The following is a 15,020-nucleotide window of genomic DNA, read 5'->3' on the forward strand; positions in this document are numbered from 1 at the left end:
AAATAAACTGATGACTATTACAATTCACGAGTTAGAGAAAATTATCAAACAATCATTTCCTGATGCTGATATAAAGATTAAGGACCTTGCTGGAGATGATGATCATTACCATCTAAAAATAACTTCCAAGTGTTTTTCTGGAAAGACAAAAATAGAACAACATAGAATGGTATATAAAGCTCTCAAAGATCAGTCTATACATGCATTGCAACTAGAAACTAGCACTTAAAATTAAGGTGATATTTATGAACAACTTTGAACAAATAAAAAAAGACATAGCAGAAAATGATGTAGTGCTGTATATGAAAGGCACCTCTGACTTTCCTCAATGCGGATTCTCTGGGCTCGTCGTGTCAATTCTCAAAAAATTGAATGTAAAGTTTAAATGCATCAACGTACTTGAGAATGATGAAATACGTCAGTCCATAAAAAGTTTTTCTGATTGGCCAACAATTCCACAAATATATATAAAGGGAGAGTTTATTGGTGGCTGTGACATAATCCGTGAGATGTATGAAAACGGTGAATTACAAAATTTGTTAAAAGAAAAAAAGGTTATTGCCGAGTAAGTTTACACAGCAGAGTGGCAAAATAAAAACATAGTGTCAGTGTCCAGACACTGCCTTCTTTTCTGGATTTCAGTGTCAGCTACTTGAATGACACCCTTTTAGTAGCACACACACAACTGTACAAATATTGTGATTTATACCTCAAAAATGCGAGTAGCTCATTTGGTGTCATGTTACATTCGAGTTATACCTTATCACCAGGCTTCACAAATAGATGACCCAATGTTATTAGCTTTATAGGCTTACTTTCATTATTTGCGACTACCCAAACTCCATCGTCTTCATAATCAACAATTTCTATTGCTGTAAATACTACATAATTATTATCATCAACAATCTTTATTCCAAGAATACCATCGTCATTTAAGCTTAAGGCCGAAGAAGGAATTTTATATGCAAATCTTTCACCTGAAGGGAGGCTTACACTAGCAGTCAGTCCTTGCAAAGATATAATCTCATTATCAGTTACCTTTACCTCCACTCTATAAGATCCAGTTTTAGGCTCAGCAATTTTACTAATAAAACTCACTTCACCTACTAATTCCCTTCCGTCTAGCAAATTAATTTGCGCTGTGCTACCTAGCTTTATTTTATTTACTTCATTTTCTGAAACATATAACACCACAAGAACCTGATCAAAATTAACTATGTCATTTATCTTATGTCCAAGATTAACAAAATCCCCTTCATTTACGTTGATCTTATCTATATAACCATCAATAGGAGATTTAATCGCAGTGTTTTCTAAATCCAATTCTAGCCTTTTTAGGTCAGCTTTTGCACTCTGCAATGCAGTAAAAGCTGATTCCACTCTTATCTGTGCTCCATAGCCTTTTTTATTCAATTTTCGAGAGGAATCATACTCAATTTCACGCTGATTTAATAAAGCTTTGGCTTTCTCAACTTGTGCAACTCTGTCATAATCTTCTATCTTTAAAATTACATCGCCTCTTTTTACTTTTTCACCATCAGACAAATAAATAGCAATAACTTGACCACTTGTTCTTGAGACAAGGCTTGCCCTATGCAAGGGATTTACTGTACCAGAAAAATTTAAATATACAGTGCGATTTTGTGGAGTATAATCCTGAGTTTTTACTGAAAAACTACTAATTGGATTATCACTATGAACCGCCTGATCTTTTTTTAAAAATGTATTGTTGATAAAAAACAGTAGAATAAGAGCAATACTGGAAACGATGATTACTTTGTTTCTCATCCTTAAACAGTAAAATTTATTGACCAATCTTGTTAGAAATAACTGCATAAATTTTCAAATATCAGAAGTATAAGTATAATACATCTATTGTCACTCTATAAACAGTTTTACGTAAGCAAATTTTCCTACAATAAGTAAGTTTGCCAAAATGAAATTTTTAATTAAGAAACCTTATCCGAAAAGTTATTATGTCAATATAAGAATTAACATTATATTAGCATATAAGTTCTCTAATTGCATAAAAGTCAACAATAATTTTTTGTATCATGAAAAATATTTTTTGATGTAAAATTCAGCTCTAATACAACCTTTTATTTATTATTGTATTATCTTATTCAATCAAAAGAGGTTTTATTGGCAATAAAAACATCAACACTAATTTCCAATTAATCTCTTTTAAACTATGTAGCCAATGAATATGTGGATAAATACGTCCACACAAACTTAAAGTATTTATCCACATATTCATTAAGCTTATAAAAACTAAGGTATCATTCTTTTCCTCTATAGTCTTAATGATTTTACATAAGTTAAAAGTAGCATGCTTCCATTGTTCTCTCCGCGGTCTAATATGGCTAATTCATATTGTAGCCAAGCCGCACTATACTTGTTAGGCGGAAGTGGACGGCAACATGTACGCCACGAAGTCTATGCTTCAACTTATCCTCTTGCTTATCCCTTCCATCGGCATTGCTATCTTTACTTTCAGTAAAATTATTGTTTTATACTTCTTTAGTGTTTATTGATAGCAAAACTCTTTTCTATCGATTAGCATCTTATGCATAATCACGGCTAATTTTCTTGCTACTGCAACAATTGCTTTTTTCATGCCCTTTTTCTTTTTAAGCTTCAATCCCCAGCTTCTTAATTTAAATGTCCTTTTACATTTTACCAGTAAGACCTGCGCGGCTTCATATAACATATTCCTACAGTCCACTGGTCCCATTTTTGATATACTTCCGTGTCGATCAATCTCACCAGAAGCGTACTGTCTTGGACTTAATCCCATATAGGCTCCAACTGTATAAGATGTTTCAAACCTATGCAGATCATCTATTGCAGCTTTATATGTCATTGCTACTATAATACCAACTCCTGGAACAGTAGTTAATAATTTACAATCCTCATCTTTTTTGCTTTGTTCTGAGAGCATTTTATCAAGTTTTCTTATTGATTCTTCTATTATTTCTAAACTATGTACTAATGATTCAATTGAGGTTTGGCTAATTTCATCTAGATTATTAACCATTTCTTGCACTTTTAAAGCAAAGTTTGCAGAACTAAGACGTTGATTAACTTTTATCCCGTATATTTTCAGTAATCCCCTTATTGTTCCCGCAATTTGCTCTCTGCAACGTATTAATTGTCTTCTGCTTCCAAGTATTATTTTAACCTGACAAGCTTCGTCTGATTTTACTAATACCTCCTTAAATAGCCCAACTCTCATCATTTGTGCTATGCCTCTTGCATCATTTTTATCATTCTTATTGATTCTCGCAGATAATGCTGCTGCCATATGCCTTGCATCTACACAAGTTACTGGTAATCCAAGATTCCTCAACTCTTTGCACATCGATATTGATAATTGCCCGCTTTCTATTCCTATGGACTCGTATTTTTTGTTTTGACCAAGCAGAAACTCAGCTATTGCACTGCTTTCACTTGCAACAACCCCTTCTTTAACAATTTTTCCTTTCTCATCAATGATACTAATAAAAGTTTCTTTGAGTGAGACATCTAACCCGCTATAATGTTTCATGAGACTACTCCTACTGTAAAAGTTTAAATTATTCTTGAAGAACTAATTCATTGAATTTGTTACTTCGTGCTAAAATAATGGAGTATGTCTCTCCATCATTCAATAGCAATTACAGTATGTACTAACGTGCTATTAGTTTTATAATTAAGGAGTATATTATGACAAACCCTATACTAAACCCTCCATTTTAATGGAAGGCACTTCATGATTGCTATAGAGAATGTGAAGAAAAGTCCCCAGGGTGGGTAACAGCAGAGCGAAATAATTGCAAGTGGTACTGTCGTCTGAAAGATACTCATGGCTTATTTAAATCTGATTCACAAGAAGAGTCGACACCTATTGATATAAGTAGTACATTCAGAGAGATTGGAAATAAATTCTATGATCCCGCAGATTCAGTGCTGTTCTATAGTAAAATAAAGGATCAAAGTTCAATTAGTAAGTCTACTTTTGTAGACTTACTCTCTCATATTGACTCAACTGCAGAGCTGAAGTGCTAATGCCTGATTTTTTTTACTGACTTTCCGTATTTTCAGGAAGAGGAGACCCTATTAACTCCATCTTGGTCTGTTGTACCACAATGTGCGTACAGCAACTAAAAGGGTGTCATCCCAGTGCGTGACACTGGAATCCATAATCTTTTCAAAAACTCAGAATTCCTTGATCCCAGTGTCACGCACTGGGATGACACCTATTTATTTTCGGTGCTCCCTTTCTTGTCATCCGAGTAGCCTTTGCTTGTCATTCAAGTAGCAGACACTCGAATCCATTATACTCCGTAAATTTAACTGGATGCCAGTGTCTGAGCACTGGCATGACAACAAAGGAGCTACTTTCATGACAACATTTAGTTGTATTTCTCTCATCTACCTATTTTGCCACCCTGATGAGTAGATATATTAGCATATATTTAATAGAGTTTAGCTCTTCACTAAACGGGCACCCAATTGTTCAACACTATCAATTTTAATTTGTAAAGTATCCTTTACAAACTTGTTAGCCTGGTCTGTACTCATAAAAGCTACCCATTTATTAGGCATTAATTTTTCCATAACAGCTCTATCTTTATTTTGCAAATGACAAATATAGCTATACTTTTTAAAATCTAGAAGTTTAGCAAAGCCATCACGATCATTCTCATGGTGAAAAGCAACATTTATACCTACTATTTCGTCCGTTTCTTGCAGCTTTCCATCTTTATCTATTACCTGTGCCTTAGCAAGCGCAACTGTAGGTTTATGGCCATAATTTGCTCCAATAACCCTTCTTATTGAATGTTCTATTGCTATTTTTTGCACTTCAGGATTTTCATCAAACTCTTTCAAAAAATTAAGGTGTAAGTTAATATATTCAGAGTATTTCAATCTGTGTTTTTTATGTATAGTTGGTTTGTAGGACAGTTCATTTGTAGGTGACTTATAGTTTGCAAGAAGCAATTTTTGTTCATACTGCTCATTAAATTCCTTTATCTTTTCAAAATGTCTTTCATATTGAGTCAATCCATCTTTCCCTTTTTTCTCCATCCTTTCCAAGAATTTCTCTACAGGTTCTCGTTTGGCTAGATTAATTTTGCGTATAAGCGGAATTTGTTTTTTCAAGCTAATCCAATATGGTAGGCAAACAACTTTTGCATCTTTCGAAAATAGACCTTCTAACTTTTTCACTGCATTGTATAAGTTTGCTGATTCTGGTTTATAATGCCCGCTATTATTGTCTATATAAGTTATTTTACCATTTACCACTTTCATTAAACCAGAACATAAAACTGGCCTACCACCTGCAAGAGTTGAATGACGATAAGCCCATTCGCTTTTGTTAACATTAATATGTTCATGAGTTACTAATTTTCCATCAAGCGTGATAACATAAGCTACACAACCTTTTTTACCCTTACTAATTTTATCAGTTGTATCATATAGTTTGCCTTTAAAGCCTTTTAACTTATTACCTTCCACTTCTGGCATTAAGTCCACGTATAATTTTCCTTTATAAGGAATTTTAGTATACTCTGCTTGGTCATCTGGAGTAAAATACTTAACCCTTGTATTAGTTCCAGGAATTTTTCTTCCTTCAACTCCAACTTCTGGAAACAAATTATATCGTGGAAAAAAATAAGTAAAATTATTCTCTATCCAATACAGAATCTTATTTATGATACCAAAAACCTTTCTATTACCTAAATCAATAGAGAGTTGCTGTTCCTTTGGTACTGCTAGATAATTGGACTTTGTACCAGATTTGCCAAATTCTTTGGCAGCATATTTAAACTTTTCTAGTAAATATTCCTTACGTTCTTGTAGGGTCGAGAACTGGCGCGCCTTCTTTAGGGTTTAGTGGCTATTCCGTCGTTTTCACTGTGGGCCTCAATCCAAATTCCCATGTTAACGTTTCCAGCTCCCGCCTCGTCAAACGCAGCATGCGGTTTTCCCGCACTACGCTTTCCTAGCAAGTTCTTTACCAAAGTTTATCACATATTGTGTTGGTGATGCTTTCGGTCTGTAATACCTTATTCTGTAATCTGAATATAGATCCAGCGTTTTGTATATCCATTCGCTACTCCACTTCTTCCACCCAAACCCTTTCTTTGCTTTCCTGGCTCGCATTAAGTTGCGTCTTACCTTCTTTTCCACCCAATGTTTTACGTAATTGAACTTTCGACCAGAGTTCCCTATCCTAAAGTAGTTTACCCACCCTCTCAATATCGGATTGATGTCATTTATCACTCTTTTTATCGGTTGCGATTTATGGCGCCGAAATATTTCCTTCAACTTGCGTAGCAGGTTTGTTCGTGCTTTCATCTGCGGTGTTTTCCTGACATTCCACTTTCCTTGTCTTGTGATATTCTCTTGAAAATCAAACCCTAGGAAGCTAAATGTTTCTCCTTTCTTTAGGTCGATGACTTTTGTCTTTTCTTCATTTACGCTCACTTCTAGTTTTGCTAATTCTTCTTCCAACCTTCTGTATACTGCTCTTTCTAGCCATTCCCGTTTCGGGTATTCTCTGATCAGTATCACTAAATCTTCTGCCCATCTGGCATATTCCATACGTTGGTACTTTCCTTCTTTGGTCACACCTTTTGCTTTCTCCAACATTTTATCTACCTCATTTAGGTATATATTGCTTAGTAGTGGCGAAAGTGGTGATCCTTGTGCTATTCCTCGTTTTCCTCCTGTTTTGAGGATTAGCTTAACCATGTGCATGATTTCTTTGTCATTTATTCTTTTGGCAATCTTTTCCATCAGAATATGATGTCGCACATTGTCGAAGTAGGATTTCAGATCTACGTCAATTACTTTTGTATTGCCTTTGATTGCTGCTTCCGTTACTTTTTGTACTGCTTCATGCGCATTACGCTTAGGTCTATACCCGTATGATCCTTTTTGGAAGTCTGATTCGAATATCGGTTCAAGTATTAGCTTCAGTGCTGTTTGCACTATTCTATCCCGGATGCAGGGTATGTTCAACTTTCTGAATTTTCCTCCAGATTTTGGTATTTCCTTCTGCCGGTTCCTACTTGGGCTATAGGTCTTGGTTATTAGTCCGTGTCTTATTTGTTGAAGATACTTTTCTAAGCCTTCTGCCTCTATCGATTCGAATGTCATCCCATCTATTCCTGGTGCCCCATTACTCTTCTTTGTTAGCTTATATGCTTCTTCCAGTGTCTCCATCTTGCAGACGTGAACATAGATTCCCCAGAATCGCCATTCCGGTTCTGCTTTCGCTTTGATATATATCTTTCTTCTCAGGTCTTGTAATTTTATTGGCATTTTTATCATTTTTACCTTTACCTTCCTTTTGTTAAAAGATTTCTACTAGCAGGGTGCCTTTGCTCCATGAGCGTTACCTCACTTCTTCACTACTACGCACCCATCCGCCACCCTCTCATCTTCGGTTCACTTCCTGTTTTCCAGTTATAGAACCTATCTCTCCAAGGTATTTCTCCTTGGGATGAGGAGGGCTTCTCCAGTTGCTTTGTATGTCCTCATTGCCATGCCGTTACTAACACCCCGCTGAAGTAGACCAATCGTTTCATCCGTTTTTCGTCTGGTCTATCCTGTCTTCGCCAGTACCAAGATGGCTCGACCTTCAGAATATTTCTTTCGAGGCAATCTGTGTATTCGCTTTCGCTACGGCCTGGTAATTCGCCATTATCCTACGATAATGTTGTCGGTAGGCTTCAACATTTTGGTTTCCCTCCATGCTGCTACCCAAGCTACAGGATTCCGACTTTTATCCTGGTAGGTCTATCTCCTACTGAACAATACTCACCTTCTCTGGACGCACTTGATACTGACATTTTTACCTAACTCACTATTATTTTATCTTATATTATTTTAAACAAAAAATCAGTCTTTCTTAAGATATTAAGAAAAAAGTAGCAGCAAAATAGCTAAACTGACTTAGATTTATCGACAATTTGAAAAATCATCATTCCGCTACTTGTTAGCGAAATCTATGTTCGTACAGTTGTGCTGCCCAACAAACTTATGCTAAGCTGTGCTGCCACTAATTTTGCAACCGGTACTCTATAGGGCGAGCATGACACATAATCAACCCCTGATTTGATGAAAAACTCTATGGACTGTGGATTCGCTCCATGCTCTCCACATATACCAAGTTTAATTTCTTTTCTGGTTTTTTTGCCCCTTTCGATAGCTATTCTGATTAATTCCCCTACCCCTTCGACATCTAGCACCTCAAAGGGATCGTTTTTGAAGATGTTGCTTTCCTTATAAGAATCGAGGAAATTAACTGAATCATCTCGTGAAAGTCCCATAGTTGTTTGTGTTAAATCATTAGTGCCAAAACTAAAAAATTCTGCGTGTTTTGCGAGTTTGTCAGCAATAAGTGCTGCTCTTGGCAGTTCTATCATCGTTCCGATTGAATAATTCACATCGAAATTTTTAGCTTCTTTCTTTACTAACTCGCATATCAGAACAAACTCTTTCTCGCTCATGATAAAAGGAATCATGATTTCAGGTTTCACTTCTATCTTCTTTTCTTTCCTTAATTCACTTGCAGCACTGAGTATTGCCCTAATCTGCATTTTATATATTTCAGGATGAGAAATAGCAAGCCTACACCCTCGATGGCCAAGCATTGGATTTTTTTCTGATAACTGTACTATTTTATTTTTTACCGATTCAACTGACTTATTCAGTGATCTGGCGATTTTTTCTATAATGGATTGATCATGAGGTAAAAACTCATGTAGAGGTGGATCAAGTAATCGTATAGTGACTTCCTTGCCCTCCATAATAAAAAACATTTCTTTGAAATCAGACTTTTGCATTTCTTCGAGTTTATTTAATGCACTTGCCCTTTCATTTTCATCATCAGCTATTATCAATTTTTGAATGAATTCGATCCTATCACTAGCAAAAAACATATGTTCTGTGCGACATAAGCCTATACCTTCTGCACCGAATCCTTTTGCAATTTTTGCATCTTTTGGAGTATCAGCGTTCGCTCTCACCTTCACTGTTTTGACTTTATCTACCCAGTTAATTATCGTTTTGAACTCTTGAGATAATTCAGGCAAAATTGTAGGGAGAATACCAAGCATAACCTCTCCTGTTCCTCCATTGATGGTGATTGATTCACCTTTATTTACTTTTATATCCCCCATAGAAAGAAATTTTTCATCTTTATCAATATAAAGTCCATTTAGACTACAAATACATGGTTTACCCATTCCACGAGTTACAACAGCGGCATGCGAGGTCATACCTCCTCGCGCTGTTACTATTCCACTTGCAGCATTCATTCCATTAATATCTTCAGGGCTCGTCTCTGATCTTACCAAAATTACTTTTTTGCCCTGCTCTGCAGCTTTTTCAGCATCACTTGCACTGAATACTACATATCCAGAAGCAACACCTGGAGAAGCTGGCAGTCCTTTGCCTATTACTTCTTGATCGATTTTAACATCAAGAACTGGATGCAATAAATTGTCAAAAGTTTTTGGATCAATTCTCAATATTCCTTCCTCTTTTGTAATCACTCCTTCGTTTACCATATCAACTATTATGCGAATAGCAGCTTCGGCTGTGCGCTTGCCAGACCTAGTCTGCAAAATCCATAACTTACCTTCCTGTACAGTAAATTCGATATCCTGCATGTCCTTATTATGACTTTCAAGTTTTTCACATATCGCGCATAATTCTCGGTAAACACTTGGTAGCAACTTCTCCATGGTACTTTCTTGCTCCCCTTCAATTGGCATAGGAGTATAAACACCAGAAACCACATCCTCACCCTGAGCATTAACTAAAAACTCACCAAAAAGCTTTTTTTCTCCAGTTGAAGGATTACGTGTAAATATCACGCCGGTTGCAGAATTATCATTTAAATTACCAAAAACCATTGCTTGTACATTAACTGCAGTTCCAAGGTTTTCAGGAATATTATGTATTCTTCTATAGGAAACAGCCCTATCATTTTTCCAAGAGGCAAATACTGCATTAACTGAGTTTAACAATTGCTCTTCAACGTTCTGCGGAAAATGTTTCTCGGTTTTTTCATATACTATCTTTTTAAAATCGTTAACAATTCTCTTTAAAACATCAACATCAAGATCAGCTAAGCTTTTTGCTCCACTCTTTTGCTGCTCATTATCAATAACATCTTGAAATAGGTGATGATCAAGCTGTAGTACAACATTGGAGTACATCATGATGAAACGGCAGTAGCTATCGTAAGTAAAACGTTCGCCACTTTTTTTTGCAAGCCCAACAACGGTTTCATCATTTAGACCAACATTTAAAATAGTATCAAGCATGCCCGGCATTGAACTAACACTACCAGAGCGTATGGAAACTAATAAGGGATTATTTAAATCCCCAAATTTACAACCGATGTCATTTTCGAGCATCGTCATGTAGTTTTTTATCTCGTTACGTAGATCACAAGACAATTCATTATCTTGACAATAGGCCTGACAAACAGCAGTGGAAATTGTAAAACCAGGTGGAACAGGAATGCCAATGTTACACATCTCTGCCAGATTTGCTCCCTTCCCTCCTAGTAGATTTCTCATTGCTGCATTGCCTTCACAGTTGCTTTGGCTAAAGTAATATATTAACTTTTCTTGCATTTTCTTCGGATTTTCACTAATATACATACTATTCTAATAAATTTGTCAGGCAGGAGTAATAAATTTTGTAAAATTCAGCAGAGCTAATACATTAAATAGTCCCTTTTCCTTTCATTCCAGTACTCTTTTCTGTCATCTCAACGACCTCTATGATGTCATTCCAGCGCATGACGCTAGAATCCAGTTTGTCCATAATCTCACCAAAAACGTTGTGTTTTAGCATAATTTTGTGCTCAATATGCTTATTTGTAGTAAAGACTTCTGGATTCCAGCATCAAGTGCTGGAATGACACCGTCATACCTGTTGGAGTATGAATGTAGCCTTATCTCACACTCCTGTCATCCCAGTGCCCAGACACTGGGATCCAGAAGACTGATCAAGTAATAAGAACTAGTCACGCGCTGGCTCTCTTAAATTACTTTAGCTATAAGTGTTAAGAAATTTACCAATCAAAAAAAGGCAAAAGAATCCACATGGTGCTAATTTTATTACTGTAATTGATAATGTGCTAACTCTTAAAATAAGCGCGATCTGGCCGAATGTAGAAAAAATAAAAAAGGCATTCAGCCGACATAATTTCGCCAATAAATACAAGATTTGTCAAGAAGCTTCTATTAAATGAAAGTTATGAAAAAAATCTATTGCAAGTCTTTTAATATTCTGTTAAGAGCTGGAACAAATAAAAATTATTATGTTTGGATTAGAGAATAAGAAATTTCTGATTACTGGTGCATCAGGCGGAATAGGCCAGGCAATTGTAGAAATTATGCATAAGGCCAGAGCAACTTTATGTATTTCTAGTACAAAAAAAGAAGTACTCGAAGAAGTTGCTAAAAAATATGAAAAAAACATTCACGTACTTCCTTGCGACTTATCAAATCCTGAAGAGGTAAATCAACTAATAAATAAAGCAAGTGAGTTGATGAAAGGCTTTGATGGACTCATATGCAATGCAGGAATTACACAAGACAGCTTATTGTTGAGAATGACAGATGAAGCATGGCAAAAGGTAATTGATATTAATTTGAACTCTACATTTAAACTAAATAGAGAAGCATGCAGAAAATTAATTAAAAACAACTGGGGAAGAATTATAAATCTTTCCTCAATAGTAGGTTTAACAGGCAATGCCGGGCAAGTAAATTATGCAGCATCAAAAGCTGGAATAATAGCTATGAGCAAATCTATAGCAAAAGAAGTTGCAAGTCGCGGTGTAACAGTAAATTGCATTGCTCCTGGGTTTATAGATACTAAGATGACTGAAGTTTTAAATGAAAAACAAAAAGAAAAAATATTAGATAATATTCCAATGCAAAGAATGGGAACAGGAGAAGAAATAGCAGCAGGAGTATTGTTTTTAGCAAGCGACGAAGCAAGATATATAACGGGGCATGTGCTTAACATCAATGGTGGGCTATTTATGTAGCAACACTTATTTATGGACAAACTATGAGTTTTACCTTAAAATAAATATATATAAATTTAGATTCACACTAGTTTATTACTTGGAGGCAAAAGAATGAGTTATATAATAAAAAAACTTTTTAATGCTTTATGTATAGTGCTGTTTCTCTCTTTTTCAGATTACGCAAATGCTGCTGATAATATAGATGATACAACTGCCCAAGTAATATGCAATATTATTGGTTATATTTGGGGAATAGGTGGGCCACTTATGACTGTAGTCATAATAGGTGCAGCTTTGCTTGCAATATTTGGTAGAATGCCATGGCCAGCTCTCTTTGCCTTGGGTATGTTTTGTGGTGTATTTTTTGGCGCCAAAACGATTATAATGAAAATTATACCCAATATAAGTACTGAAGTAAAAGATATGTTGGATAAGTGCGGGAAATAACCTAAAAATAAGTGTGTTTTTGTGTGTATTGTTCCTTCATATCCTCAATTTGCAGCAAGCAAGAGCTATCTTTCGGTAAAGTTTTAATAGCTAACTCAGCGTACTTCATAAATTTCTCTAAATTACCTTCAATACAAGCCTTTTTCGTCAAAGCAAAATAATACATTGCCATATCAGCGCTACGTTTATATGCAATACTTAAATACTTCCAGACAAAGGCGTTATTTGTTTCTACGTTTGCAACCTGCTCTAGGTAAAAAATTGCCTTCTCTATTTCACCGTGTAATAATAAAGTATGAGATAACGCAAGTTTCACTAAATAGTTATTCTTCTCAGATAAATATCTAAGTGATTCTTCATACATTTTTATTGCTTCACTTAAATTTCCAGCTTTGTATAACATCTCCGCTTTTAATTCATATAAATAAGGATCATTGCGTGACTCTTGAATCAATGAATTAACTTTAGTAATAGCCTCTTCTATCTTTCCTTGCCTATAGTGAATTACAGCATTTACATACTTAGAACTACCTTCATATTTACTAGATAACACATGAATAGGAGCAAAGAAAGAGTCTAGCTTTGCAAGCATACGCTCAAACTTCAGCAATTTATCTGCAAGGATTGGTTTTATATTGTTTTTAACCTTATAATTCTGTACAGCAAATATACGCTTATCACTAAGTGGGTGAGTGCGGAAATACTCTTCAGTGTTTTCATGCTCAATACTCTTAAAATAGTCAAAAATCTCTTTCATACCCAAATTATCATAGCCAGATTCATCTAGGTATCTTAAAGCATAGCTATCTGCTACACTCTCTTGCTCTTGAGAATAGTTAAAAAACAACCTTGAACTAAGCGTTACACCACTAAGCAAGATTGCACTCGCAACCTGAGGGTTAATGACAATACTAGAAACTAATCCTACCATATAACTAACCATTGCTATTGATTGAAAATAACCTACAGCACTACTCATTTGTAATACATGACCAGCAGATATATGAGCAATTTCATGTGCTAATATACCAAGTAAGACATAAGGTTCAGTCGAATATTGTAAAAGCCCTAAATGAATGAAAATGCTATTATTGTTAATTACAAAAGCATTAATCGATCTATCATCAACTATAAAAACTTTTATTTTATCATTATCAATACCCGCAGCAGAAAATAAAGGTTGCGCTAGATCCTTCACTACCGCTTCCACTTCACTATCTCTAATAATACTAACAGAGTAAGCGCTATTACAGTATACGAAAAAAAATAGTAAAACAAAAAGCTTAGACATGGAAGTTCCTTGTTTGTATAACTTTTAGGAATTTTACATTTTAACATTTAAACTATACGAATTTATAAACGCTAGTTTAAATTTTGAACGTAACTGATAAGTTTATCAATGGTAGTTAACTTAATTTTGTGTTGTTCAGCAAATTCAAGCAACTGGGGTAAGCGCATCATAGAGCCATCATCATTCACTAATTCACACCCTACAGCCGCATGACTAGATCCAACCAATTTTGCTATCTCAACACTTGCCTCAGTATGACCGTTGCGTGCTAAAACCCCGCCCTCACTTGCAATAATAGGAAAAACATGACCAGGAGTAATAATATCATCCTTAGTACTTTTTCCATCAATAGCGGTAAGTATCGTATGCGTTCTATCATGAGCAGAAACACCCGTTGTAATACCATAACGAGCATCGACTGACGTAGTAAATGCAGTGTGAGGAATAAGTGCTTCATCTACATTACTTCTCTTCATAAATTCAAGGTTAAGTTTATTCATGTAAAACTTTGTCATAGCTAAAAACACAATACCAGTGCCATACCTAACCATAAAAGCAATATGTTCTGGTTTCACCTTTTCAGCTAAAATAACCAAATCACCTTCATTCTCTCTGTTTTCATCGTCAACTAAAATGAATAATTTACCAGAACTAGCATCCCTCAATACATCTTCCACAGAAGAAATACCGGGTAGACTAATTGAAGGATAAGTTACTTGTACCATGATTTACTTAAACTCAATCTTAACTATTTTATACAATTTCTCTCCATTTGGCACTATCACTTCCACATACTCACCAACTTTTTTGCCAATTAAAGCACTACCGAGTGGTGAATCCGTAGAGATCAACTGCTTTGAAGCATCAGCTTCATATCCACCTACAATCTTATAAACATATTCAATTTCACTGTTATCATCGTTTAACATGCTTACCGTAACAGTTGCACCAAACATTACTGTATCACCAGACAAATTTTTTACTTCTATCACTTCTGCATGTGAAAGTTTACTTTCTACCTCAATTATACGGCCTTCAATAAAACTTAATCTCTCCCGTGCTGCATGATATTCTGCATTTTCGGATAAATCGCCTTGATCACGAGCATCAGAAATAGCCTGTATGATAGAAGGTTTTTCTTCCTTTAATTTCTCAAGTTCGACTTGCATACTCTCAAAACCTTCCCTTGTAATAGGAAATTTGTTAATAATGGATGAAGTCATAATCACC

General features: G+C 35.4%; 13 protein-coding genes. 4 read left to right on the top strand and 9 right to left on the bottom strand.

Going from position 1 to position 15,020, the window contains the following annotated elements; all coding sequences use genetic code 11:
* The first annotated feature begins 10 nt into the window (after positions 1-10).
* Both ABWU33_RS06295 and grxD read left to right on the top strand, forming a co-directional pair.
* Positions 11-229, top strand: coding sequence for a BolA/IbaG family iron-sulfur metabolism protein (locus tag ABWU33_RS06295; protein ID WP_211907895.1), 219 nt, complete (start codon positions 11-13; stop codon positions 227-229).
* A gap of 16 nt (positions 230-245) precedes the next feature.
* The gene (gene grxD, locus ABWU33_RS06300; protein ID WP_211907893.1) at positions 246-569 is read left to right on the top strand and encodes a Grx4 family monothiol glutaredoxin; all 324 of its coding nucleotides are present in this window, start codon (positions 246-248) and stop codon (positions 567-569) included.
* 184 nt (positions 570-753) lie between these two features.
* Here the strand turns inward: grxD and ABWU33_RS06305 are convergent, their stop codons facing one another.
* The 6 genes from ABWU33_RS06305 to ABWU33_RS06330 all read right to left on the bottom strand — a co-directional run bounded on the left by ABWU33_RS06305 (position 754) and on the right by ABWU33_RS06330 (position 10,866).
* Positions 754-1,788: an efflux RND transporter periplasmic adaptor subunit gene (locus ABWU33_RS06305; protein ID WP_250120316.1), complete on the bottom strand. Its 1,035-nt coding sequence runs from the start codon at positions 1,786-1,788 to the stop codon at positions 754-756.
* 739 nt (positions 1,789-2,527) lie between these two features.
* Entirely contained in the window at positions 2,528-3,547 is a 1,020-nt protein-coding gene (locus ABWU33_RS06310; RefSeq protein ID WP_214303242.1) for an IS110 family transposase, read from the bottom strand.
* Between the two features lie 920 nt (positions 3,548-4,467).
* Complete coding sequence (locus ABWU33_RS06315) at positions 4,468-5,640, bottom strand: hypothetical protein (protein ID WP_250120314.1); 1,173 nt, start codon at positions 5,638-5,640, stop codon at positions 4,468-4,470.
* Positions 5,641-5,979: 339 nt separating this feature from the next.
* On the bottom strand, positions 5,980-7,323 hold the full coding sequence (ltrA, locus tag ABWU33_RS06320; protein WP_353280605.1) for a group II intron reverse transcriptase/maturase: 1,344 nt from the start codon (positions 7,321-7,323) through the stop codon (positions 5,980-5,982).
* A 677-nt stretch (positions 7,324-8,000) separates the two neighbouring features.
* On the bottom strand, positions 8,001-10,670 hold the full coding sequence (gene ppdK, locus ABWU33_RS06325) for a pyruvate, phosphate dikinase (protein WP_353280655.1): 2,670 nt from the start codon (positions 10,668-10,670) through the stop codon (positions 8,001-8,003).
* Positions 10,671-10,734: 64 nt separating this feature from the next.
* Positions 10,735-10,866 (bottom strand): hypothetical protein, encoded by a 132-nt coding sequence (locus ABWU33_RS06330; RefSeq protein WP_256438220.1) that lies wholly within the window; start codon positions 10,864-10,866, stop codon positions 10,735-10,737.
* Positions 10,867-11,335: 469 nt separating this feature from the next.
* Between ABWU33_RS06330 and fabG the strand changes: the two genes are divergently transcribed.
* Together fabG and ABWU33_RS06340 are read left to right on the top strand one after the other, a co-directional pair.
* A complete protein-coding gene (gene fabG / locus ABWU33_RS06335) occupies positions 11,336-12,070 on the top strand; it encodes a 3-oxoacyl-[acyl-carrier-protein] reductase (protein ID WP_211907885.1) in 735 nt (244 codons plus the stop codon).
* Between the two features lie 93 nt (positions 12,071-12,163).
* Positions 12,164-12,499, top strand: a complete 336-nt coding sequence (locus ABWU33_RS06340) for a TrbC/VirB2 family protein (protein ID WP_250120311.1) — start codon at positions 12,164-12,166, stop codon at positions 12,497-12,499.
* Position 12,500: 1 nt separating this feature from the next.
* Here ABWU33_RS06340 and ABWU33_RS06345 read toward each other — a convergent pair whose 3' ends face one another.
* The 3 genes from ABWU33_RS06345 to greA form a co-directional block, all read right to left on the bottom strand.
* Positions 12,501-13,790 carry a M48 family metalloprotease gene (locus tag ABWU33_RS06345; RefSeq protein WP_211907881.1) on the bottom strand — a complete coding sequence of 430 codons (1,290 nt, stop codon included), beginning with the start codon at positions 13,788-13,790 and terminating at the stop codon, positions 12,501-12,503.
* 71 nt (positions 13,791-13,861) lie between these two features.
* Positions 13,862-14,515: a 3,4-dihydroxy-2-butanone-4-phosphate synthase gene (ribB, locus tag ABWU33_RS06350; protein ID WP_211907878.1), complete on the bottom strand. Its 654-nt coding sequence runs from the start codon at positions 14,513-14,515 to the stop codon at positions 13,862-13,864.
* Positions 14,516-14,518: 3 nt separating this feature from the next.
* Positions 14,519-15,013, bottom strand: coding sequence for a transcription elongation factor GreA (gene greA / locus ABWU33_RS06355; protein WP_211907876.1), 495 nt, complete (start codon positions 15,011-15,013; stop codon positions 14,519-14,521).
* Positions 15,014-15,020: the final 7 nt, after the last annotated feature.

This window comes from Wolbachia endosymbiont (group B) of Cyclophora punctaria, assembly GCF_964028235.1.
GTDB lineage: Bacteria > Pseudomonadota > Alphaproteobacteria > Rickettsiales > Anaplasmataceae > Wolbachia.

Bases quoted from the DNA above. Each gene is read 5' to 3' on its own strand.
- ABWU33_RS06295 (WP_211907895.1), top strand. From the start codon at position 11: ATGACTATTACAATTCACGAGTTAGAGAAAATTATCAAACAATCATTT.
- grxD (WP_211907893.1), top strand. From the start codon at position 246: ATGAACAACTTTGAACAAATAAAAAAAGACATAGCAGAAAATGATGTA.
- ABWU33_RS06305 (WP_250120316.1), bottom strand. From the start codon at position 1,788: ATGAGAAACAAAGTAATCATCGTTTCCAGTATTGCTCTTATTCTACTG.
- ABWU33_RS06310 (WP_214303242.1), bottom strand. From the start codon at position 3,547: ATGAAACATTATAGCGGGTTAGATGTCTCACTCAAAGAAACTTTTATT.
- ltrA (WP_353280605.1), bottom strand. From the start codon at position 7,323: ATGATAAAAATGCCAATAAAATTACAAGACCTGAGAAGAAAGATATAT.
- ppdK (WP_353280655.1), bottom strand. From the start codon at position 10,670: ATGTATATTAGTGAAAATCCGAAGAAAATGCAAGAAAAGTTAATATAT.
- ABWU33_RS06330 (WP_256438220.1), bottom strand. From the start codon at position 10,866: ATGCTAAAACACAACGTTTTTGGTGAGATTATGGACAAACTGGATTCT.
- fabG (WP_211907885.1), top strand. From the start codon at position 11,336: ATGTTTGGATTAGAGAATAAGAAATTTCTGATTACTGGTGCATCAGGC.
- ABWU33_RS06340 (WP_250120311.1), top strand. From the start codon at position 12,164: ATGAGTTATATAATAAAAAAACTTTTTAATGCTTTATGTATAGTGCTG.
- ABWU33_RS06345 (WP_211907881.1), bottom strand. From the start codon at position 13,790: ATGTCTAAGCTTTTTGTTTTACTATTTTTTTTCGTATACTGTAATAGC.
- ribB (WP_211907878.1), bottom strand. From the start codon at position 14,515: ATGGTACAAGTAACTTATCCTTCAATTAGTCTACCCGGTATTTCTTCT.
- greA (WP_211907876.1), bottom strand. From the start codon at position 15,013: ATGACTTCATCCATTATTAACAAATTTCCTATTACAAGGGAAGGTTTT.